Consider the following 22,415-nt stretch of genomic DNA (forward strand, 5'->3'; position numbering starts at 1 on the left):
CGCTCCTTATTGGCCCAGGTGCTTGCGCACCAGCGGAGCCAGCAGCGAGACGAGCGCAGCCGCGTCCTGCTCGCCGAAGGTCAGTGCGGGCAGCAGCCGGATCACACGCTCCGCAGTGACGTTGATCAGCAGGCCGGCGTCGAGCGCCTGACGCACGAGTTCGCCGCAGGGACGGTCGAGCTCGATGCCGATCATCAGGCCCCGGCCGCGGATATCGACCACGCCGGAAACGCCTGCGAGTGCTTCGCGCATGCCATTGCAAATCGCATCGCCGATGCGGACGGCGTTGGCCATCAGGCCTTCCTCTTCAATCGCCGAGAGGGTTGCGAGGCCCGCAGCACACGCAAGCGGATTGCCGCCGAAGGTCGAGCCGTGATTACCCGGACCGAAGAGGCCGGCGGCACGGCCGGTAGTCACGCAAGCGCCGATCGGCACGCCGGAACCCAGTCCCTTGGCAAGCGTCATGATGTCGGGTTTGACGCCGGCCTGCTGGAAGCCGAACCATTGCCCGGTGCGACCGATACCGCACTGCACCTCGTCGCAGATCATCAGCCAGCCGCGCTCGTCGCAGGTCGCACGAAGTTCGCGCTGGAACTGGTCGTCGGCAATGTTGATGCCGCCTTCGCCCTGAACCATTTCGAGCATCACCGCGACGACGTTGTGGTTGTGCTCCCCGATGGCGCGGATGGCGCCGATGTCCTTGTATGGCACGCGCAGGAAACCGGAGACGAGGGGCTCGAAGCCGGCCTGCGTCTTGCGGTTACCGGTCGCCGACAGGGTCGCGAGCGTGCGTCCGTGGAAGGCGTTTTCCATCACGATGACGGCAGGCTGTTCGACGCCGATCTTGTGGCCGTAAAAGCGCGCAAGCTTGATCGCAGCCTCATTCGCTTCGCAACCCGAGTTGCAGAAGAACACTTCATCCATCCCCGACAAGGCGGCAATGCGGTCGGAGAGCTCTTCCTGCAGAGGGATGCGATAGAGATTCGATGTATGGAGCACGCTGGCGGCCTGCTGGGCGATCGCGCGCACCAGGCGCGGATGATTGTGCCCGAGCGTCGACACGGCAATGCCCGAAAGGGCATCGAGATAGCGCTTGCCCGTCTCATCGAAGAGCCAGACGCCCTCGCCGTGCGTGAAGGCCACCGGCAGTCTGGCGTAGGTATTCATGAGATGCGACATGGGAGACCCCGATCAGGATGAAGCCAAAATGCACACGGCGGCAGGCGCCGCCGTGGAGGATTGAGGGAACGATGTTAAGCGAAAGCGCCCGGATTGTATAGGCTGCAGCCCCACTTGCATGAAACAGGCAGGGCCCTCCGGGAGACGGCAAACGGCATCACGCAATCGGCGCCCGCAACAAACGCTCGACCCCACGCACACCCGCATTCCGGAATAGTCGACCGCATGCTGAAATCCGGTAGGGCTTTTCTGCTAGAATTCAGCCCGCTTTGTGCGACGCCCTCATAAGAAGAATTAAGACACACCCACCGAAAGGCGCCGTACCCCGGAAACATCCCCCGCAGCTTGCAGTTCGCGACATATGAGCCAATTGATCGAAAGCTTCGTCATCATCGGGGTCACGCGAGAAGGAAAGACCTTTCGTCCCAGCGACTGGGCCGACAGACTGTGCGGCATCATGTCCGCATTCGGCTCGGATCACCGGATGATGTATTCGCCGTATGTGCGCCCGGGCTGCACATTGAAGGGGGAGAAGACGGTTGTCGTCGATGCGCGCCTCTACGACATCGAACCGCTCGCATACAAATTCCTGATCAATTTCGCGAACGACAACAACCTGAAGATGGAGCCGATCGACGACGTCTGATCGTCGCGACTGGCGGCCCTACCACGGGCCGCAATCACCGGACAATAAGTTTTCCGACATCGAAAAAACAAAACGGCGACCTAGGTCGCCGTTTTAACTTACCACCGGAAGCCGGCAGATCAGGCAGCCATCGCCTTGACCGCAGCCGACAGGCGGCTCTTATGGCGAGCAGCCTTGTTCTTGTGGATGATCTTCTTGTCTGCAACGCTATCGATGGTGCTCATCGAGGTACGAAAAACGGACTGAGCTGCGACCTTGTCGCCACCCGAGATAGCCTTTCGCACAGCCTTGATCGCGGTACGCAGACGGGAACGAAGGCTGCCGTTGTGAGCGCGAGCCACGACCGCCTGACGGGCGCGCTTGCGGGCTTGTGCCGAATTGGCCATATGTGTTCTTCCGTTGATTGGTTCTAGAGAGCGCGCGAGTGTACCGCTTTGCATCGTCATGCGCAAGTGGGCAGCAACGGCTATCATTGCGTCCTTTGCCCGGAACGCCAAGATGAACCTGTTGCGCGCGCTCGTAACCGTCAGCGGCATGACCATGCTGTCGCGCATCCTCGGCTTCGTGCGCGATTTCGTGATTGCCCGCGCCTTCGGGGCAGGACTGGCCACTGACGCATTCTTCGTCGCTTTCCGCCTACCGAACCTCCTGCGGCGGATGTTCGCCGAAGGCGCCTTTTCACAGGCCTTCGTTCCCATCCTTGCGGAATATAAGAACCGTCGAGGTCCCGACGAGACGCATCATCTCCTCAATCGCGTCGCGACCGCCCTGTCGCTGGTCGTGGCGCTCGTGTCTGTCGCAGGGATCGTGGCAACGCCGCTGATCATCCAGGTGACCGCGCCGGGCTACGCGGACGAGCCAAACAAGTTCGCGCTGACCGTCGAACTCACGCGCATCATGTTCCCGTACATCCTGTTCATGTCGCTCGTCGCACTCGCCGGGGGCGTGCTCAACACCTGGAGCCGATTCGCGATCCCGGCTGTGACGCCGGTGCTGCTCAACCTGTCGTTCATCGGCATGGCGCTGTTCGCGGTGCCCTACTTCGACCCGCCGGTAATGGCACTCGCCTGGGCGGTGATCATCGGCGGAGCGCTGCAGCTCTCGCTCCAGCTGTGGCCGCTCGCGCGCATCGGCATGATGCCGCGCTTCGAGCTGAAGCTGGACGATCCAGGCCTACGCCGCGTCGGCAAGTTGATGCTGCCGGCCATCCTGGGCGTATCGGTGAGCCAGATCTCACTGATCATCAATACGATCTTTGCATCCTTCCTGCCGACGGGAAGCGTGTCCTGGCTGTACTACGCCGACCGACTGATGGAATTCCCATCCGGACTGCTGGGCGCGGCCCTGGGGACGATCCTGCTGCCGAGCCTGTCGAAGCTCCATGCGGAGGAGCAACCCGAGGCGTTTTCGTCGCTGCTCGATTGGGGCATGCGCCTGACCTTGATGCTGACACTGCCGGCTGCACTGGCACTGGCAATCCTTGCAGTGCCGCTTATCTCCACCCTGTTCCAGCACGGAGCCTTCGGCGCCGACGACGTGCTGCAGACGCGGCTCGCGCTCGTCGCCTATAGCGTCGGGCTGACGGGCTTAATCATGGTGAAGATCCTCGCGCCGGGCTTTTACGCTCGGCAAGACATCCGCACACCCGTCAAGATCGCCCTCATCACCCTCGCAGCTACGCAGACGATGAACATCGCGTTTGTCGGACCGTTGAAGCATGCGGGACTCGCCCTGTCGATCGGCCTGGCGTCGATGCTGAATGCAAGTCTGCTGTTCCGGGGACTGCGACGACGCGGCGTATATCATCCGATGGCCGGATGGGGCGCGTTCGGCGCGCGTCTGTTCGCTGCACTGGCCGTGCTCGCGGGCGTGCTCTGGTTCGGGATGGGTAACGAGGCGTCGTGGCTCGAACAGGGGTCGGCGGCGCGCGTATTGCGACTGTCGGCGATCGTCGTTGCAGGCATCGGAGCCTACTTCGCCACGCTTTATGCAACAGGGTTCCGGCTCAAGGACTTCCGCCGCCGTGCAGCCTGAATAACGGCGGCGCGAGCGGCGCCGCCGCACTACAATTGAAGCCGATTCGAACACCTTCACGGACGGACACTAGAGGAGTCGAGCGGCATGAAATTGACCAGTCAAAGCTTCGCCGATGGTGCGCGCATTCCTGGCGAATTCGCGTTCTGCATTCCGGCATCCGAGGGACATGCCTGCCTCGGCAGCAATCGCAATCCTCATCTTGCCTGGTCCGGCGCACCGGATGCGACGCGCTCCTTCGCACTCATCTGCCACGATCCAGATGTGCCGAGCCAAGGCGACGACGTCAACCAGGAAGGCCGCAGCGTGCCGGCGAGCCTGCCGCGCGTGGACTTCTTCCATTGGGTAGCCGTCAATCTGCCTGCGGACCTGCGGGAAATCGGCGCAGGCAGTTTTTCTCAGGAAGTCGTGCCAGGAGGCAAACCCGGCCCAGACGGCCCGCTCCGCAGTCGCCAGGGGATTAACGATTACACGGGTTGGTTCGCCGGCGACGAGTCAATGCGCGGCAACTATTACGGCTACGACGGTCCCTGCCCGCCCTGGAACGACGAACTACTCCATCATTACGTCTTCACGCTGTACGCGCTGGATATCGAGCACTGCGCACTGGAGGCGCCATTCACTGGTACTCAGGTGCGAAATGCGATTGCCGGGCACGTACTGGCCGAGGCGCATCTCACCGGGGTCTACTCGCTGAATCCGGCCCTCGCCGACTGATGCAGACTCAAGGGCGATACGGGGGCAGCGCGCGCTTCACACCGGGCAGCTCGAAGCGCGCGTAGTCCGGCAGCCCGGCACGAAAGACCGGAGATATTTCGCCCTCGATCAGCGGCCTCAGATACGTCAGGGCCGCATCGGTGACGTGCAGGCCGTCAGCGCGAATGAATGCCGGCGGCACGCATCGCTCCAAGTTCGCGATCGCGCCGACCTGGACGGGCACGACGTCCCACGCGTAGGGCGCGTCGCTCAGGCGCCGTATCGCGGGCATTGCGCAGTCCTGGCCTTGCAGCGCGAAATCGACCGCTGCGGCACCCACTGCCATGGCGTGAGCGTGGTCGGTCGCGGATACGAGATGTCCGGCCGCACGCTGCAGGTAGTCGGGGATCGCCCAGTGATGCTTGTAGCCGAGGCGTGCCTGGATGAGCCGGGCGACGCACTGACCTGCCCCGCCGAGTTGGATGTGACCCTTGCTGTCGTGGTCCTGCTCCATCAATAGCGAACCGTCGCTACGCCGAACACCTTCCGACACCGTGATCGCACAGTAGCCCAGACGCTCGACCGTCACCCTCACTGCGTCGAGGAAGACGGTTTCGTCGAAGGGCACTTCCGGCATCAGGATGATGTGCGGCGGCTCGTCCGGGTTGCGGGCAGCGAGCGCCGTCGCTGCGGCAATCCATCCCGCGTTGCGTCCCATGACCTCGAGCACGAAAGCGCGCCCTACCCGGCTGGACATTGCAGCCAGGTCGAGCCCAGCCTCGAGCATCGCGGTGGCCGCATACTTCGCGGCCGAGCCGAAGCCCGGTGAGCAGTCGCTGCCTTCGAGATCATTGTCGACGGTCTTCGGAATGCCGACGCAGACGAGCGGATAGCCTCGCGCCTGCGCCGCCCGGGAAATCTTGGCGACGGTATCCATCGAACCGTTACCGCCGTTGTAGAGAAAGTAGCGGATGTCGTGGGCGGCGAGGACCGCGAAGAGCCGGTCGTATTGCGCCGGGTTGTCCTGGGGCGGATCGAGATCGAAGCGGCAGGAGCCGAAGGCGCCGCCGGGCGTGCGGGAAAGCGCCTGTAGGGCATCGGGGGCGAGACCGGCCGCGTCGACCAGATCCTCGGCCAGCACCCCGAGAATGCCGTGGCGAGCGGCAAGGACGGTTCCGATGACATCCGGACGCGCGCGGGCGGCTTCAATCACGGCCACGGCACTCGCGTTGATCACCGCGGTCACTCCGCCCGATTGCGCGTAGAGCAGGTTCGCCTTGCTCATTGGGTTCTTCCTGGCAAAAAACAAACGCGGCGAGCAAACGGGGCGTCCCGTCGCTCGCCGCGTGATCGCGACGACGCGTGCTTACTTCAGCGCGTCGAAGGCGCGGGCGGTGATTTCGTCGACCTTGCCCAGCCCCGCAATCTTGCGGACCCTCGGAGCCGCAGCGGCACCGGAGGCGGCCCACTTCGAGTAGTACTCGACCAGCGGCTTGGTCTGCGCGTGGTAAACCTCGAGGCGCTTCTTCACGGTTTCTTCGCGGTCGTCATCGCGCTGGATCAGCTCTTCGCCCGTCACGTCGTCCTTGCCCGCAACCTTCGGCGGGTTGTATTTGACGTGATAGGTGCGACCCGATGCGACGTGAACACGTCGGCCACTCATGCGTTCGACGATCTCGCTGTCGGGCACGTCGATTTCGAGCACGAAATCGATCGGCACGCCGGCTTCCTTCATCGCGTCGGCCTGCGGGATCGTGCGCGGGAATCCGTCGAACATATAGCCGGACTTGCAGTCATCCTGCTGCAGGCGATCCTTCACCAAGCCGATGATGATGTCGTCGGACACAAGGCCGCCGGCATCCATGACCTTCTTGGCTTCGATCCCCAGCGGCGTGCCGGCCTTGACGGCTGCGCGCAGCATGTCACCGGTCGAAATCTGCGGAATGCCGAATTTTTCCTTGATGAAGTTGGCTTGCGTGCCCTTACCGGCGCCCGGCGGCCCCAACAGAATCAGTCTCATTTTGCACCCTCCCGTTATGCGGCCGCTAAGCCGCATCGTTATGTGAAATCAAAGGCTAAAACTTACTCGACTCGTTCCTGACGGTCAAACACGGCCCTGACGCGCGCGAGGTCTTCCGGCGTGTCAATACCCGCGGCGGGCGCTTCGGCCACCGACAACACGCGGATGCGATAGCCGTGCCACAGCGCCCGCAATTGTTCGAGCGCCTCCCAGCCCTCCAGCGGCGAGGGCGCCAGTTCGGCGTAGCGACGCAGGAACGCAACCCGGTAAGCGTAGATTCCGATATGCCGCTGCACGGGCAAGCCTTCCGGCACCGCGCTGCGATCCGCTGCAAATGCGTCTCTCGGCCAGGGGATGGGTGCCCGCGAAAAATACAGCGCATGAGCGCGCGCGTCGCATACGACCTTCACGACGTTCGCGTTGAAGAACTCGCCGGCATCGGCAATCGGATGGGCGGCGGTGGCGATCGCGGCATCGGGGTCCGCCGCCAGCGCCTCGGCAACCGCCCGGATCAAGTCCGGATCGATCTGCGGCTCGTCGCCCTGCACGTTTACGACGATGGCATCGTCAGACCACTCAAGCGCCTCGACGACTTCCGCGAGACGGTCGGTGCCGCTCGGATGGTCTGCACGGGTCATCAGCGCATCGGCACCCGCCGCACGCACGGCGTCGAGCACCCGCCCGTCATCGCTCGCCACCCACACAGAGGCCGCGCCGGCCTTGCGCGCCTGATCGAGCACTCGCACGACCATCGGCTTGCCGCCGATGTCGGCGAGGGGCTTGCCCGGCAAACGCGTCGAGGCGTAGCGCGCGGGGATGACGACGTTGAAATCCGTCATGATCAGCGACGCAGCGCGTCCACTTCCTCGGCGGAGAGCTGGCGCGCTTCTTCCGCCAGCATCACGGGGATGCCGTCGCGAATCGCGAATCCGAGGCGATCGGCCTTGCAGACCAGTTCTTGCTTGTCCTTGACGAAATCGAGAGGCCCCTTGCAGAGCGGGCACACGAGGATTTCAAGCAGTCTGGCGTCCATGCGACAGTTTCTCCAGGATGATTTCGGCAGCGCCCGCGGCGATGGTCGCCGTTACGGGGAACTCCCAAGTGTCGGCGGGCGCAAAGGAGGCGCATTTTACCGCATCCTTGCTCGTCAGGATCTTTGCCTCGTCCGGCGCGAAATCGAGATCGGACGGAACGAAGACGTGATGATCCGGAAAGGGGTGCGGCACGACGTCGAGGCCCATTCCAGCGAGCTGCGAAAAGAAGCGCTCGGGACGTCCGATTCCGGCGATCGCGTGGACGCGCTTGCCGGCGAATTCGCGCGAGTCACGCCGTTCCCCAGGCCTCCCCAACACGAGGAGCTCGCGTCCTTCGAGACGCATCTGGAATATCGGGCGCTCTCCGATCTCGGTCGCGAGCGACGGGGAAAGCGGCCCGTGGGCGATCACGAGGTCGACCGAGCGCAGGCGCGATACGGGCTCCCGCAAGGGTCCGGCAGGCAGCAGCCGGCAATTGCCGAGCGTCGCTTCGTCGACCACGGCAATCTCGATGTCGCGAGCCAGGCGGTAATGCTGCAAGCCATCGTCGGCAACGATCACGTTACAGCCAGGATGCGCGCGCAGCAATGCTTGCGCCGCGGCGGGACGATCCCGACCCACGGCAAGCGGACAGCCGGTGATGCGGGCGAGGAGAACCGGTTCGTCGCCATAGAGGGCAGGGTCGCCATCGGGAGGAACAAGGGCGACGCCCTCCACCCGCCCGCCGTAACCGCGACTGACGATACCAGGCGTATAGCCGGATTCGCGGAGGCGCCGCACGAGCCAGTCTACGACCGGCGTCTTGCCGCTACCGCCGACTGCGATGTTGCCGACTACGATGACGGGAACCGGCAGGCGCACCGAAGCCAGGGCGCGCAGTCGGAACAAGGTGCGGCGCGCGGCCGCGATCAGTCCGAAAAGCGAGGCAAGCGGCAGCAGTGCGGCCGAGGTGAAACTGCGCGACTGCCAGAACGCGGGGGCCCTGCGGGACATGCCGGAGAACTAGCGCCGCCGCGTGCGCGACGCGGCGCTCACTGCGGCGCCTGGGTGGCGAAGGTGATATGCGGCAGTCCGGCCCGCTGGGCGGCTTGCATCACGTCGATCACGCTCTGGTGCGGCGACTTGGCGTCCGCATTGATGACGACGACGGGATCCTTGGCACCGGGCGATGTGGCCTTGCCGAGTGCGGTGGCGATCAGGTTGATGTCGCGCGACCCGACCGGAACACGATTGACGATGACGTCGCCTGCGGCGCTGACCGCAACGATCACTTCGTTCGGCGCCTCTTGCGCGCCCGCCGATTCGGCCGTCGGAAGGTTGATTTCAAGCCCGGCAACCTTGGAATACGAGGTCGTCAGCACCAGGAAGATGATGAGGACCAGCATGACGTCGATCAGCGGGATCAGGTTGATCTCGGGCGCCTCGTTGCGCCGGTCGCGCTGGAAATTCACGTTGCCCCCGATCAGCTGCGGCGTTCGCCGTGGACGACTTCCACCAGCTTGATCGCCTGCTGTTCCATATCGATGACGAAGCTGTCGATCAGGGCGCGGAAGTGTCGCCAGAAGATCGTCGACGGGATCGCGATGATCAGTCCGAGACCGGTGCTGTTGAGCGCCGTCGAAATACCCTGGGCCAGGAGCTGCGGGCTGGAGCCGGCCGTCGCGCCCTGTGCGGCGAAGATGTCGATCATGCCGACGATGGTGCCGAACAGCCCCATCAGCGGGCTGATCGACGCGATCGTGCCGAGCGTGGTGAGGAAGCGCTCCAGTTCATGAACAACGGCGCGACCGGTCTCTTCGATCGCCTCCTTCATGACTTCACGGGAGCTGCTGACGTTGCGGAGACCGGCGGCGAGAACGCGGCCGAGCGGGGAATGTGCCTCGACGCGGCCAGCCATGTCAGGCGTGACGCCCTTTTGGCGCAGATCCGTGAGTACCTTGTCGAGCAGGCCAGTGGGAACTATCTTGGACCTGCGCAGAGTCACCGAACGTTCGATGATGAGGGCAACGGCGATGACAGACGCCAGCAGCAGCGGCCAGATCGGCCAGCCAACAGCCTGGATGAGCGCAAACACGCGACAAGACTCCGCAGAGGGAAAAGCGGAACTTTAGCGCCCCGTGCCCGGCAGGGCAATAGGGCACGCAAATGTCATCACCTGCAGCAAGAATCCACAAAAGCTGTGGATAAGTTTGTGGATTGCGCGTCAAAAAATGCCTAACTCTCTGGCGCCACGGGCATTCAGACGCTTCGATGAAAAATTAGGCAACAAATTAGTTGTATAAAAACAGTGGCTTACGAAATACCATTGTGAACAAGCGGTTTTCATCAGAGCCGATTGACAAGCCGACTTGCTTGTGGATTCCGTTACAATTGCGACCATGCAAAACGACGCTTCGATCACTAGCGGCGGGGATTTCGAAGAGCGCGAATTTCAGCGCCCGCTCAGCGTTTCCGCATTGAACCGCCTCGCCCGAGAAACTCTCGAGCGGCGTTTTCCGCTGTTATGGGTGAGCGGTGAAATTTCCAACCTCACACGCGCTCCGTCTGGCCATCTTTACTTCACCTTGAAGGACGAAAACGCGCAGGTTCGCTGCACGATGTGGCGTAACCGCGCCCAGTTGCTGCCCTTCCGTCCGGAAAACGGCATGCGTGTCGAGGCACGCGTACTGGTGTCCCTATACGAGGTGCGCGGGGACTTCCAGCTCAGCGTCGAGGGCCTGCGGCAGGCGGGCCAGGGAAACCTGTTCGAGGCATTCCTGCGTCTGAAGGAAAAGCTTGCGACAGAGGGGCTGTTCGATGTCGCGGTTAAGCGGGAAGTGCCCCGCTATCCCCGCCGTATCGGCGTCGTGACCTCGCCTGCGGCCGCGGCCTGGCGCGACGTCCTTGCGGCGCTTTACCGACGTGCACCCCAGCTCGAGATCGTGCTGTACCCAGCTCCCGTTCAGGGTGATGGCGCCGGAGCCCGACTTGCGGACGCGCTCATCGCGGCATCCAGACGGGCCGCTTGCGACGGCATCGACCTCATACTGCTCGTGCGTGGCGGCGGAAGCATCGAGGACCTGTGTGCCTTCAACGACGAAGGTCTGGCGCGCGCCATTCGCGCTTGTGCGGTGCCGGTGATCAGCGGCGTGGGACACGAAACGGATTTCACGATTGCGGACTTCGTCGCCGACGTGCGGGCGGCCACGCCGACGGGCGCGGCGGAGCTTGCCAGTGCGGGGTTTCATGCGGCCGAAGCCCGGCTCGCGGAACTGGAGCGCATCCTTGCCGGGGCGATGCAGCGCCAGCTCCACTCCCATGCGCAGCGTCTGGACCGCGCCGCACTGCGCCTGCTCCATCCGCGCGAACGGCTGCAGCAGGCGCGCGAACGGCATGAACGGCTGGCTGCACGACTGAGTGCGGCGATGCATCGCCGGCTCGAGCGACTGCGCGCACGCCAGGAGATCCTGCGCCTGCGGCTGACGGCCCGGCGACCCGACCTTCGGCGTGACATGGAACGGTGCGCGCGGGTGGCGTCGCGCTTGGCTCAGGCACGCGAAATGCATCTTCGGTTGCGGACGGATCGACTCGCTACGCTCGCCGCCCATCTGCAGCATCTCGCCCCGCAGGCGGTGCTGACGCGGGGTTACAGCATCACGCGCGACGCCGAGGGACGAATTCTGCGTTCAGCAGACGATACCGTGGCTGGCGCACAGGTTTCGGTCGAGCTCGCGTCCGGCCGGCTACATGCTATTGTGAATAGCACGGAAGCATGATCGCGCTGGCTGCCGCCCGGTTCGGCGGGGGCGGCATCGCGACGGTCCAGTCGCTTCGGTTTCGTTTCGAGATTGCACCGGGAGTTAAAGCCCGACTAGAATGGTCAAGCTTTGACCCCCAACAAACCTACCTCAAACGGAAGGAGAGATAAAAAATGGAACACACGCTGCCCCCCCTGCCCTATTCCAAGGACGCGCTCGCGCCGCACATCTCGGCCGAGACGATGGAGTTCCACTACGGCAAGCACCACCAGGCTTACGTCACGAACCTGAACAACCTGATCAAGGGGACCGAGTACGAAAACCTCGACCTCGAAGCGATCGTCAAGAAGGCGCCGGCCGGCGGTGTGTATAACAACTCGGCCCAGGTCTGGAACCACACCTTCTTCTGGAACAGCATGAAGCCGAACGGCGGCGGCGAGCCGACGGGTGCGCTGGGCGATGCGATCAAGGCAAAGTGGGGTTCGTTCGAGGACTTCAAGAAGGCCTTCACGGCTTCCGCGGTCGGCAACTTCGGCTCGGGCTGGACCTGGCTGGTGAAGAAGGCCGACGGTAGCGTCGATATCGTCAACATGGGCGCCGCAGGCACCCCCCTGACGACCGGCGACAAGGCGCTGCTCTGTATCGATGTCTGGGAACACGCCTACTACATCGACTATCGCAATCGCCGTCCGGACTTCGTCGCGACCTTCCTGAACAGCCTCGCGAACTGGGATTTCGCCGCGAAGAATTTCGCCGGCTGAGTCGCATGTGACGTCATGCCGGACCGGATAAATCCGGCAGCAAGAGCCTCCGCGTCGAAAGGCCGGAGGTTTTGTATTTTCTGAATATGCTTTTCTGTTTTTCTTCGTTCAGGTTATAAGCGAGCAGCGGTAGATTTTCTCCATCGACATGGTTTGAACGGAGAAAATCGAAATGAAATTGAGTCCCCTTCGCCGCGCCCTGCTCGCGGTGGCCCTGACCGCAGGCCTTGCCGGCGTCGCTCACGCCGAAAAGACCTTGCTCAACGTCTCGTATGATCCGACGCGCGAGCTCTACCAGGCCTACAACCCCGAATTCGCGAAGTACTGGAAGGCCAAGACCGGCCAGGACGTGACGATCAAGCAATCGCACGGCGGCTCGGGCAAGCAGGCGCGTGCGGTGATTGACGGCCTGGAGGCCGACGTCGTGACGCTCGCGCTGGCCTACGACATCGACGTCATTGCCGAGAAGACCGGCAAGGTCCCCGCAAACTGGCAGAAGCGGCTGTCGAACAACAGCGCGCCCTACACGTCGACGATCGTCTTCCTGGTGCGCAAGGGCAATCCGAAAGGCATCAAGGACTGGGGCGACCTAGTGAAGCCTGGCGTCGAGGTGATCACGCCGAACCCGAAGACGTCGGGCGGCGCGCGCTGGAATTACCTGGCGGCGTGGGGCTACGCGCTGCTGAAGCCGGGCGGCAACGAAGCGAAGGCCAAGGAATTCGTGGCGGAGCTCTTCAAGCACGTGCCGGTGCTCGACTCGGGGGCGCGCGGCGCAACGAATACTTTCGTGCAGCGCGGCATCGGCGACGTGCTCCTCGCGTGGGAGAACGAGGCGATCCTGTCGGTGAACGAGCTCGGGCCGGAGAACTTCGAGATCGTGGTGCCGTCGGTGTCGATTCTGGCCGAGCCGCCGGTAACGGTGGTCGATGGCGTCGCGGCGAAACGCGGGACGGCGGAGATCGCGAAGGCCTATGTCGAATATCTGTATTCGCCCGCCGGCCAGAAGATCGCGGCGCAGCACTACTACCGTCCGGCCAAGCCGGAACTGGCGGATCCGAGGGACGTGGCGCGTTTCCCCAAGGTAAAGACCTTCACGATCGACAGCCTGTTCGGGGGTTGGGCGAAGACGCAGAAGGCGCACTTCGACGACGGCGGCGTGTTCGACCAGATCTTCGCGAAGTAAGGCCTGTTGCGCCACGTCGGGAGAATGCGATGCGCCACACCACATTGATCGTGCCGGGCTTTCATGGCAGCGGGCCGGAGGGACAACTGCCGGACGTGCGGCGCATTGGAGGCGTCGACTGGGAGGCGCCGGTGCTGGCACCGTAGGCGACCGAGCTCTTCCGTGCGAACGCAGGGCCCGCTCGCTTCGTCCAATACTATGCGGACTTCGGCGATTACCCCCGCACGGTGGACGGCATCCTTTATACGGGGCGGTGACCTGGGCGGCGATGAGCGTGCTCGACCGGCTACGCCGACGTGCGCTGTTCTGGCTGCGCTGAGGGACACCCGATGAAGGCCTTTCCGCGCACCGATCGTCTTCTCGAGGATTCCATCGTGCCCCCGGCATCCGACCGACGTGACGACGAGGAAAAGGAGCGCTATCTGACGCGCCAACTGTGGTGGGCGCTGATCGGACTGATCCTGTTCGCGCTGGTGATGTTCCTGGGCTGGGGCGGCGCTCACGCCGCAACTGGTGCGGACGCCTCCATGTTCGCGCCGACGCCCCATCTCGCGGAAGCCCTCGAACGGGCGCGTCTCGCTCCGGCAAGCCCGGACCGCGAGCGTCCAGACGGTAGGCTCAATTACACGGCTCTCGGTATTTCCCGGCGCTAGTCGGGATCGATATTCTCAACAGCGAGCGTGCCAATCGCACGCGCCCGGCTCGCACAGCGGATACCAGGAACATATCACCCGGAGCTCGCATCATGGAAATCCATCAGTTCGGCCGGATCTCGAACGACGGCGGGGAAGTTCCTCCCGCGACACCGGGCTTGTGCCTCGTCGTGAGCCGCGTCGGCCGCCGGCTGGTACTCCGCCCAAGCCTGAGCGAGTAGCCGGATGCAGCATGGGCCTTTGCCGTCAGACCAGCCCCCTCACCGCCTGCTCCGGCATCAACTGCGCCGCATCTTCGGCAGCGAGATCAGCCCGCGAGGCGACTGGGGAGTCTTCCTGCAAACCGTCAACGCCGCCTACTACGACGCCGATCGTGAACGCGGGCTGCTCGAGAACGCGCTCGAACTCAATGCGCAGGAATTGACCGAAGCCAACAACAAGCTGCGCCTCTTCACCGCCCACGCCCCGGTCGGCATCGTGATGCTCGATCGCGAACTGCGCTACGTCTTCGCGAGCCCGCGCTGGCTGCAGCAGCATCAACTGGCGCTGCATGACATCACGGGCAGACACTGCCGCGAGGTCCCGCTCCCCGCTTTAGACCGCTGGCAAGAGGTGCTGCAGCGCACCCTCGCCGAAAAAACCGAGCTCTCCCAGGAAGAACCCGTCACGCTGCACGACGGCAGGGCGCGCTGGATGCGCTGGGAAATGCGCCCCTGGCAGGCGTCCGACGGCGACACGGGCGGCGTCATCGTCATGGTCGAAGACATCACCGACCACAAGCGCGCCGAGGAGCAGATACGCATCGCGGCGATCGTCTTCCAGACGCGCGACGGCATGATCGTGACCGACGCCTGCGGCACGATCCTGCAGGTCAACCAGGCCTTCACCGACGCTACCGGCTACACCGCCGAGGACGCGATCGGCAAGCGCGCGACGCTGCTCCACTCCGGTCACCAGGATGCGGCCTTCTACCGCAACATGTGGGAAGCGCTCACCCACGAAGGCCGCTGGGAGGGCGAGATCTGGAACCGGCGCAAGGACGGGGGCGTTTTCTCGGAATGGCTGATCATCTCCGGCATCCGCGACACCGCCGGCAGGATCACCCATTATCTCGGCACCTACGCCGACATCAGCGAACCGCGAGAAGCCACACGCAAGATCCTCGAGCTCGCCTTCTACGACCCGCTCACAGCCCTGCCGAACCGGCGCCTGCTGCTCGACCGTCTCCACAAGGCGTTTGCGGCGAGTGCGCGCTCCGGCCAGTTCGGTGCCGTGCTGCTGATCGACCTCGACCATTTCAAGACGCTCAACGACACGCGCGGACACGATGTCGGCGACGAATTGCTGATCCACGTCGCACAGCGCCTGCGCGAATCGATCCGGGAAGCCGACTCGGCCGCACGCCTCGGCGGCGACGAATTCGTAGTCCTCCTCGAAGGACTCAACGAGGAACAAGTTATCGCGGCCAACGTCGTGGAAACCGTCGCAGGAAAACTTCGTACCGCGATCTCGCGGCCCGTCATCCTGAAAGGGGAAATCCACCACGTGACGCCCAGCATTGGCGTCACGCTCTTCCGTCATGCCAAGGAGGGCGCCGAGGCCGTGCTCAAGCAGGCCGACCTCGCGCTCTACCAGGCCAAAGGCGCAGGCCGCAACGCCGTCCGCTTCTACAATCCGGAGATGCAGGCAGCAGTCGACGCTCGCATCAGGTTGGAGGCGGGGCTGCGGCGGGCCTTGGCGGAGGGTGAATTCACGCTTCACTACCAGCCGCAAGTGGACGTGCGCGGCCGGGTCACGGGCGTCGAAGCGCTGCTGCGCTGGCAAGCGCCCGGGCAAGCGATTGTGGGGCCGGCCGATTTCATCCCGGTTGCCGAGGACAGCGGCCTGATCGTGCCGATCGGACGGTGGGTCCTCGAAACCGCCTGCCGGCAGCTCGCCGCATGGGCGCAAGACTCGACGACCCGCGATCTGCAGCTGGCCATCAACATCAGCGCACGTCAGTTCCGCCACCCCGATTTCGTCCAGGATGTCCGGCTCGCTTTGCGCAATAGCGGTGCCGATCCGCGCCGTCTCCAGCTGGAGCTGATCGAAAGCCTCGTCCTCGAAGACGTCGAACACGTCGCCCGCACAATGCAGGTGCTCAAGCAGGACGGCGTCGGCTTCTCGATCGACGACTTCGGGACCGGGTATTCGTCGCTCGCCTACCTCAAGCGCTTACCGCTGGATCAGATCAAGATCGACCGGAGCTTCGTGCGCGACATCGCCGACGATGCCGATGACCGCGCGATCGTCCGCGCAATCCTGTCGCTCGCCGAAAGCCTGGGCCTGCAAGTCATCGCCGAAGGCGTCGAAAGCACCGCCCAGTTCGACTTTCTCGCTGCTCACGGCTGCCAGGGCTACCAAGGTTATCTGTTCGCCCCCCCGATGGCCGTGCAGCAAATGGACGATCAGCTGCGCCGCGGAATAGGGCCGAAAGAAGCCTTCAGCGGCCGGGCGGACGGCTAGCCGTAGGCGCCCTGCACCAGCGTCCCCGCCGACCACACGCCAAGGCCCGCAGACTCCACCCGGTTCACGACCACTGTGGGAGCCGCTACAGACTCGAGCAGACGGTCGAACGATCGCCGCCGGCGCCGATCCTCCTGCAACGCGGATGTGAGCAACTCTAGGACGCGCCGCGCGCGAAACGAATCAAGAAATCCTGCAGAACATTCCGTTGAGCCGGGATTCGTCGTCGTCCGCCTTTAGCAAGAATTCGAATAACCAGCCCGTTTTTTATTATTTACGGAGCACAAGGTCGCGCGCTTAGACTGGATTCAAGAAAAGCATATGGAGCGCGACATGAGCGCCACACAAACCTTCCGCGTACTGCCGGGCTTCCGTCTGACGCTCGGCTACACGGTCGCGTATCTCTCGCTGATCGTGCTCCTGCCGCTCGGCGCCGTATTCCTGAAGACCGCGAGCCTGAGCCTTGCCGAATTCTGGACGGTCATCAGTGCGCCCCGCGTGGTCGCAAGCTACAAGTTGTCCTTCGGCATGTCGCTCGCTGCCGCCGCGATCAACGCCGTATTCGGCCTGATGCTCGCCTGGTCGCTCGTACGCTACAGCTTTCCGGGCAAACGGCTCATCGACGCGCTGGTCGATTTGCCCTTCGCACTGCCCACGGCCGTCGCGGGCATCGCCCTCACCGCGCTCTACGCCAAGAACGGCTGGCTCGGGCAATACCTCGAGCCGCTCGGGATCAAGGTCGCCTTCAAGCCGCTTGGGGTGCTCGTCGCGCTGGTCTTCATCGGCCTGCCCTTCGTCGTGCGCACCGTGCAGCCCATCCTCGAAGACCTCGACACCGAGATCGAGGAAGCCGCCGCGAGTCTCGGCGCCGAGCGCTGGCAGACCTTCCGTCACGTGATCCTGCCCGTGATCCTGCCGGCGCTGATGACCGGCTTCGCGCTCGCCTTCGCCCGCGCCGTCGGCGAATACGGCTCTGTGATCTTCATCGCCGGCAACATCCCGATGGTGTCCGAGATCACGCCGCTGATGATCATCACCAAGCTCGAACAATACGACTACACCGGCGCCACGGCGATCGCCGTCGTGATGCTGCTGCTCTCGTTCTCGCTGCTGCTCGCCATCAACAGCCTGCAAGCGTGGACGGCCAACCGAACCGGGAGGACCCGCTGATGGCCGGCGCAACCACCCTGAGCTGGGGCGGGCCCGTCGACGCCGCTGCCCGCTTCGAATCGAAAGCCGCGACGCGCGAGGCGCCCCTCGTCAAATGGGCGATCCTCGGCCTCTCGCTGACCTTTTTCGCGATCTTCCTGCTGTTGCCACTGGTCGCGGTGTTCGTCGAGGCCCTGCGCAAGGGCTGGGGCACCTACCTGTCGGCACTCGCGCACCAGGACGCCCTCTCCGCGATGAAGCTGACCTTGATCGCAGCCATCGTCTCCGTGCCGCTCAATCTCGTCTTCGGCGTCTGCGCCGCCTGGGCCATCGCGAAGTTCGAGTTCCGCGGCAAGCACTTCCTGATCACGCTGATCGACCTGCCTTTCTCCGTGTCGCCGGTCATCGCGGGCCTGATCTACGTGCTGCTCTTCGGCGCGCAGGGCTGGTTCGGGCCGTGGCTCGCGGAGCACGATCTCAAGATCCTCTTCGCTGTGCCGGGCATCGTGCTCGCGACCGTGTTCGTGACCTTCCCCTTCGTCGCCCGCGAACTGATCCCGCTGATGCAGGCGCAGGGGCGCGAGGAAGAAGAAGCCGCAATAGTCCTCGGCGCCAACGGCTGGCAGACCTTCCGGCACGTCACGCTACCGAACATCAAATGGGGTCTGCTCTACGGCGTCATCCTATGCAACGCCCGCGCGATGGGCGAGTTCGGCGCAGTGTCGGTCGTGTCCGGCCACATCCGCGGCCAGACCAACACGCTGCCGCTGCACGTCGAGATTCTCTACAACGAATACCAGTTCGCCGCCGCCTTCGCCGTGGCCTCGCTGCTGGCCCTGCTTGCGCTCGCGACCCTCGCGATCAAGACTTGGGTCGAACATCGGGCGTCACACGCCGGATCGGACGGCATCGCAATCGAAGCTCCACGGGATAACGCATCATGAGCATCCAGGTCAGGGACATCCGCAAGCAATTCGGCAATTTCGTCGCGCTCGACAACGTGTCGCTCGACTTCCCCACCGGTGAGCTCGTCGCCCTGCTCGGCCCCTCGGGCTGCGGTAAGACGACCCTGCTGCGCATCATCGCCGGGCTGGAGACGGCCGACGCGGGCCAGGTGCTGCTCGACGGCAAAGACGCCTCGACCACCCACGTGCGCGAGCGCCAGGTCGGCTTCGTCTTCCAGCATTACGCACTCTTCCGCCACATGACGGTCTTCGACAACGTCGCCTTCGGCATGCGCATGAAGCCGCGCGGCCAGCGCCCGTCCGAGAAGCAGATCGCCGCCAAGGTGCATGAGCTGCTCCAGCTCGTGCAGCTCGACTGGCTCGCCGACCGCTTCCCGGCACAGCTCTCGGGCGGCCAGCGCCAACGCATCGCGCTTGCCCGCGCGCTCGCCGTCGAACCGCGCGTCCTGCTGCTCGACGAGCCCTTCGGTGCGCTCGACGCCAAGGTGCGCAAGGAACTGCGCCGCTGGCTGCGTAAGCTCCACGATGAACTGCACATCACCTCGATCTTCGTCACGCACGACCAGGAAGAAGCGCTCGAAGTTGCCGACCGCGTGGTGCTGATGGATCGCGGCCACATCGAGCAGGTCGGCACACCCGGAGAAGTCTACCGCCAGCCGGCGACCCCCTTCGTCTATGGCTTCCTCGGATCGGTGAACCTCTTCCACGGCCGCGTCGACGGCAGCTCCGTCCTCGTCGGCGACGACGTGCTGCCCCACGCGGTCGCCGACGTCGGCCACGGCGCCGAAGTCCTCGCCTTCGCCCGTCCGCACGAACTCGACGTCGTGCCCGAGGAACACGCCGGCGCCGGCATCGCCGCCCGCATCACGCGCATCCTCGCCTTCGGCGTCACCGCGCGTATCGAACTCGAAGGACAGAACGGCGCCTCCGGCGAACATTTCGAAGTCGAACTCGCCCAGCAGCGGGTCGCGGACCTCAAACTCACCGAAGGACAGGCCGTGCGCCTGATACCCTCCCACCTCAAGGTCTTCGAGCGCAACGGCACCACTGGAGCACCGGCATGAACTTCCAACAGCTGCGCATCATCCGCGAAACGGTCAAGCGCAACTTCAATTTGACCGAAGTCGCCAACGCCCTCTTCACGTCGCAGTCGGGCGTCTCCAAGCACATCAAGGACCTCGAGGACGAACTCGGCGTCGAACTCTTCGTCCGCAAGGGCAAGCGCCTGCTGGGCCTCACCGACCCGGGCAAGGAGCTCGTCGTGATGGTCGAGCGCATGCTGCTCGACGCCGGCAACATCAAGCGGCTCGCCGAGCAGTACAGCAACCGCGACGAAGGCCGGCTCACTGTCGTCACGACGCACACGCAGGCCCGCTACGCGCTGCCCAAGGTCGTCACCGCGTTCAAGAAGGCTTTCCCGAAGGTCTACCTCAAGCTGCATCAGGGCAGTCCGGAAGAGATCGTGTCGATGCTGCTCGACGGGCAGGCCGACATCGGTATCGCCACCGAGGCCGTCGCTGCGGTCGCAGAGCTCGCATCCTTCCCGTACTACAAGTGGCACCACTCGATCATCGTTCCGGCCGGTCATCCCTTGGAGAATGTCCGGCCACTGACCCTCGAGGCGGTCGCCGAATACCCGCTCATTACGTATCACGAAGGCTTTACCGGCCGTTCCAACATCGACAAGAGCTTTGCGGCGGCCGGCCTCTCACCTGAAGTCGCGATGTCCGCCATGGACGCCGACGTCATCAAGACCTACGTCGAACTGGGGCTCGGCGTCGGCATTGTCGCTTCGATGGCCTTTCAGCCCGAGCGTGAAGGCGAACTGCGCCTGCTCGACAGCCGCCACCTCTTCCCCGTCAACACGACGAGCATCGCCGTCCGTCGCGGCCATTACCTGCGCGGTTTCGCCTATCGCTTCATCGAGATGTGCTCACCCACACTCACCGAAGCGGCCGTGCGCAGCAGCGTGGCGCCTACGACCAATGGCCAAGGAGACGAATAACCCCACGCTGCGAAGCCAATTGTCGCGCCGCCTGATATTCTCCTAATCCCGGTCCAAGGAGCCTCTTACATGTCGAACTGGTATTCCGATAACGCAGAATCGATCGGCAAGACGCCGCTGGTCAAACTGAACCGTATCACCGAAGGCGCCGGCGCGACCGTCTACGCCAAGATCGAGGGCCGCAACCCGGCTTACTCCGTGAAGTGCCGGATCGGCGCCGCGATGATCTGGGATGCCGAAAAGCGCGGCGTGCTCGGACCGGGCAAGGAAATCGTCGAGCCGACCAGCGGCAACACCGGCATCGCGCTGGCCTTCGTCGCCGCCGCGCGCGGCATCCCGATCACGCTGACGATGCCCGACACGATGAGCGTCGAGCGCCGCAAGCTCCTCGTCGCCTACGGCGCGAAGCTCGTGCTGACCGAAGGCGCAAAGGGCATGAACGGCGCGATCGCCAAGGCCGAGGAAATCGCCGCGTCGGACCCGAACAAGTACGTGCTGCTGCAGCAGTTCACCAACCCGGCAAACCCCGCGATCCACGAAGCAACGACCGGCCCCGAGATCTGGAACGACACCGACGGCAAGATCGACATCTTCGTCTCCGGCGTCGGCACCGGCGGCACGATTACGGGCGTCACCCGCTACATCAAGCAGAAGCAAGGGAAGGCCATCACCTCGATCGCTGTCGAGCCGACCGCGAGTCCCGTGCTGACGCAGACGCGCGCCGGCGAACCGCTCAAGCCCGCGCCGCACAAGATCCAGGGCATCGGCGCAGGCTTCGTGCCACAAGTGCTCGACCTGTCGCTGATCGACGCGGTCGAGACGGTGACGAACGAGGATGCGATCCTGTATGCGCGCCGGCTCGCCCGCGAGGAGGGCATCCTGTCGGGCATCTCCTCCGGCGCCGCAGCCGCCGCTGCGGTCCGCGTCGCGCAGCGTCCGGAAAATGCCGGTAAGACCATCGTCGTCATCCTGCCCGACTCCGGCGAACGCTACCTGAGCTCTATCCTCTTCGAAGGCCTCTTCGACGCGAGCGGAGCCGCACTCTGAGTCACGCTGCAGCAGAAGACGCGGAGGCTTCGGCCTCCGCGCCCGAAACCCTCCCCATCCTCTACCGCGACGACTGGCTGATCGCCGTCGACAAGCCCTCAGGCCTGCTCGTCCACCGCTCGGTGCTCGACGTGCATGAGGAGCGCTTCGCCGTCCAGATCCTGCGCGACCAGATCGGGCAGCACGTGCACCCGGTCCATCGCCTCGATAAGGGCACCTCGGGCGTGCTGCTCTTCGCCCTCGACCGCGAAACCGCCGCGCTCGTCTCCGGCGCCTTCGAACGCCAGGCAGTGCAAAAGCGTTATCTCGCGATCGTCCGTGGCCACCCGCCCGAAGAAGGCGTCATCGACCACCCGCTCACACGCCGCTTCGACGACGCCGAACGCCGCACGACAACGCCCGACACGCCCCCCCAAGACGCGGTCACGCGCTTCCGCCGCCTCGCGACAACCGAACTGCCTTATCAAGTAGACCGCTATCCGACGAGTCGCTACGCGCTCGTCGAACTCGCTCCCGAGACCGGCCGCCGTCACCAGATCCGCCGCCACCTCAAGCACATCTCGCACCCCATCATCGGCGACGCGACCTTCGGAAAGGGTCGTCACAACCGGCTCTTCACGGAACTCTTCGGCGTCTCGCGGCTGCTGCTCGCCTGCACCTCGATGCGGCTCAAGCACCCGCATTCGGGCCAGCGATTGACGTTCGCCACCCCACCTGCTGAGGATTTCATGCGCGTCCTCGCCGCGCTCGGCTGGTCCCACGCGCCGACCAACCTTCCATTCGACGATTAGCAGCGCAGCC

Annotated in this window: 24 protein-coding genes; 15 read left to right on the forward strand and 9 right to left on the reverse strand. The window is 64.3% G+C overall.

Going from position 1 to position 22,415, the window contains the following annotated elements:
- Window positions 1-6: 6 nt before the first annotated feature.
- Window positions 7-1,179: an aspartate aminotransferase family protein gene (locus VJ673_RS08335; RefSeq protein ID WP_324125608.1), complete on the reverse strand. Its 1,173-nt coding sequence runs from the start codon at window positions 1,177-1,179 to the stop codon at window positions 7-9.
- A gap of 361 nt (window positions 1,180-1,540) precedes the next feature.
- Here VJ673_RS08335 and VJ673_RS08340 point away from each other — a divergent pair, with 361 nt between their 5' ends.
- Window positions 1,541-1,825, forward strand: coding sequence for a DUF3579 domain-containing protein (locus VJ673_RS08340; RefSeq protein ID WP_324125609.1), 285 nt, complete (start codon window positions 1,541-1,543; stop codon window positions 1,823-1,825).
- A 119-nt stretch (window positions 1,826-1,944) separates the two neighbouring features.
- Here VJ673_RS08340 and rpsT read toward each other — a convergent pair whose 3' ends face one another.
- Window positions 1,945-2,211: a 30S ribosomal protein S20 gene (rpsT, locus tag VJ673_RS08345; protein ID WP_324125610.1), complete on the reverse strand. Its 267-nt coding sequence runs from the start codon at window positions 2,209-2,211 to the stop codon at window positions 1,945-1,947.
- A 112-nt stretch (window positions 2,212-2,323) separates the two neighbouring features.
- Here rpsT and murJ point away from each other — a divergent pair, with 112 nt between their 5' ends.
- Window positions 2,324-3,859 (forward strand): murein biosynthesis integral membrane protein MurJ, encoded by a 1,536-nt coding sequence (gene murJ / locus VJ673_RS08350; protein WP_324125611.1) that lies wholly within the window; start codon window positions 2,324-2,326, stop codon window positions 3,857-3,859.
- An 87-nt stretch (window positions 3,860-3,946) separates the two neighbouring features.
- Window positions 3,947-4,576 carry a YbhB/YbcL family Raf kinase inhibitor-like protein gene (locus VJ673_RS08355; protein WP_324125612.1) on the forward strand — a complete coding sequence of 210 codons (630 nt, stop codon included), beginning with the start codon at window positions 3,947-3,949 and terminating at the stop codon, window positions 4,574-4,576.
- Window positions 4,577-4,583: 7 nt separating this feature from the next.
- On the opposite strand, the gene VJ673_RS08360 is transcribed toward VJ673_RS08355, so the two are convergent.
- The 7 genes from VJ673_RS08360 to VJ673_RS08390 form a co-directional block, all read right to left on the reverse strand.
- Complete coding sequence (locus VJ673_RS08360; protein ID WP_324125613.1) at window positions 4,584-5,840, reverse strand: 6-phosphofructokinase; 1,257 nt, start codon at window positions 5,838-5,840, stop codon at window positions 4,584-4,586.
- Window positions 5,841-5,921: 81 nt separating this feature from the next.
- The gene (gene adk, locus VJ673_RS08365) at window positions 5,922-6,575 is read right to left on the reverse strand and encodes an adenylate kinase (RefSeq protein WP_324125614.1); all 654 of its coding nucleotides are present in this window, start codon (window positions 6,573-6,575) and stop codon (window positions 5,922-5,924) included.
- Window positions 6,576-6,637: 62 nt separating this feature from the next.
- The gene (gene kdsB, locus VJ673_RS08370) at window positions 6,638-7,414 is read right to left on the reverse strand and encodes a 3-deoxy-manno-octulosonate cytidylyltransferase (RefSeq protein WP_324125615.1); all 777 of its coding nucleotides are present in this window, start codon (window positions 7,412-7,414) and stop codon (window positions 6,638-6,640) included.
- A gap of 2 nt (window positions 7,415-7,416) precedes the next feature.
- Window positions 7,417-7,608, reverse strand: a complete 192-nt coding sequence (locus tag VJ673_RS08375; protein WP_015436839.1) for a Trm112 family protein — start codon at window positions 7,606-7,608, stop codon at window positions 7,417-7,419.
- Complete coding sequence (gene lpxK / locus VJ673_RS08380) at window positions 7,589-8,602, reverse strand: tetraacyldisaccharide 4'-kinase (protein WP_324125616.1); 1,014 nt, start codon at window positions 8,600-8,602, stop codon at window positions 7,589-7,591. The genes VJ673_RS08375 and lpxK overlap by 20 nt, the downstream gene beginning before the upstream one ends.
- A 38-nt stretch (window positions 8,603-8,640) precedes the next feature.
- Entirely contained in the window at window positions 8,641-9,060 is a 420-nt protein-coding gene (locus VJ673_RS08385) for an ExbD/TolR family protein (protein WP_324125618.1), read from the reverse strand.
- Between the two features lie 11 nt (window positions 9,061-9,071).
- The gene (locus tag VJ673_RS08390; protein ID WP_324125619.1) at window positions 9,072-9,683 is read right to left on the reverse strand and encodes a MotA/TolQ/ExbB proton channel family protein; all 612 of its coding nucleotides are present in this window, start codon (window positions 9,681-9,683) and stop codon (window positions 9,072-9,074) included.
- Between the two features lie 304 nt (window positions 9,684-9,987).
- Here VJ673_RS08390 and xseA point away from each other — a divergent pair, with 304 nt between their 5' ends.
- The 12 genes from xseA (at window position 9,988) to VJ673_RS08450 (ending at window position 22,405) form a co-directional block, all read left to right on the forward strand.
- Entirely contained in the window at window positions 9,988-11,364 is a 1,377-nt protein-coding gene (gene xseA, locus VJ673_RS08395) for an exodeoxyribonuclease VII large subunit (protein WP_324125620.1), read from the forward strand.
- Window positions 11,365-11,519: 155 nt separating this feature from the next.
- Window positions 11,520-12,107, forward strand: coding sequence for a superoxide dismutase (locus VJ673_RS08400; RefSeq protein ID WP_324125622.1), 588 nt, complete (start codon window positions 11,520-11,522; stop codon window positions 12,105-12,107).
- 172 nt (window positions 12,108-12,279) lie between these two features.
- Window positions 12,280-13,290, forward strand: coding sequence for a sulfate ABC transporter substrate-binding protein (locus VJ673_RS08405; protein ID WP_324125623.1), 1,011 nt, complete (start codon window positions 12,280-12,282; stop codon window positions 13,288-13,290).
- A 329-nt stretch (window positions 13,291-13,619) separates the two neighbouring features.
- Window positions 13,620-13,943, forward strand: a complete 324-nt coding sequence (locus VJ673_RS08410) for a hypothetical protein (RefSeq protein WP_324125624.1) — start codon at window positions 13,620-13,622, stop codon at window positions 13,941-13,943.
- Between the two features lie 92 nt (window positions 13,944-14,035).
- Window positions 14,036-14,164: a hypothetical protein gene (locus tag VJ673_RS08415; RefSeq protein WP_324125625.1), complete on the forward strand. Its 129-nt coding sequence runs from the start codon at window positions 14,036-14,038 to the stop codon at window positions 14,162-14,164.
- 4 nt (window positions 14,165-14,168) lie between these two features.
- Window positions 14,169-16,448 (forward strand): putative bifunctional diguanylate cyclase/phosphodiesterase, encoded by a 2,280-nt coding sequence (locus tag VJ673_RS08420; RefSeq protein ID WP_324125626.1) that lies wholly within the window; start codon window positions 14,169-14,171, stop codon window positions 16,446-16,448.
- Window positions 16,449-16,781: 333 nt separating this feature from the next.
- Complete coding sequence (gene cysT / locus VJ673_RS08425; RefSeq protein ID WP_324125627.1) at window positions 16,782-17,618, forward strand: sulfate ABC transporter permease subunit CysT; 837 nt, start codon at window positions 16,782-16,784, stop codon at window positions 17,616-17,618.
- Entirely contained in the window at window positions 17,618-18,541 is a 924-nt protein-coding gene (gene cysW / locus VJ673_RS08430) for a sulfate ABC transporter permease subunit CysW (protein ID WP_324125628.1), read from the forward strand. Before cysT ends, cysW begins: the two co-directional genes overlap by 1 nt.
- Window positions 18,538-19,626 (forward strand): sulfate/molybdate ABC transporter ATP-binding protein, encoded by a 1,089-nt coding sequence (locus VJ673_RS08435; protein ID WP_324125629.1) that lies wholly within the window; start codon window positions 18,538-18,540, stop codon window positions 19,624-19,626. The genes cysW and VJ673_RS08435 overlap by 4 nt, the downstream gene beginning before the upstream one ends.
- Window positions 19,623-20,567, forward strand: coding sequence for a CysB family HTH-type transcriptional regulator (locus VJ673_RS08440; RefSeq protein WP_324125630.1), 945 nt, complete (start codon window positions 19,623-19,625; stop codon window positions 20,565-20,567). Before VJ673_RS08435 ends, VJ673_RS08440 begins: the two co-directional genes overlap by 4 nt.
- A 69-nt stretch (window positions 20,568-20,636) precedes the next feature.
- The gene (gene cysK / locus VJ673_RS08445) at window positions 20,637-21,614 is read left to right on the forward strand and encodes a cysteine synthase A (protein WP_324125632.1); all 978 of its coding nucleotides are present in this window, start codon (window positions 20,637-20,639) and stop codon (window positions 21,612-21,614) included.
- 77 nt (window positions 21,615-21,691) lie between these two features.
- A complete protein-coding gene (locus VJ673_RS08450) occupies window positions 21,692-22,405 on the forward strand; it encodes a pseudouridine synthase (protein WP_324125651.1) in 714 nt (237 codons plus the stop codon).
- Window positions 22,406-22,415: the final 10 nt, after the last annotated feature.

It is taken from the genome of Aromatoleum sp. (assembly GCF_035254505.1).
Lineage (GTDB): Bacteria > Pseudomonadota > Gammaproteobacteria > Burkholderiales > Rhodocyclaceae > Aromatoleum.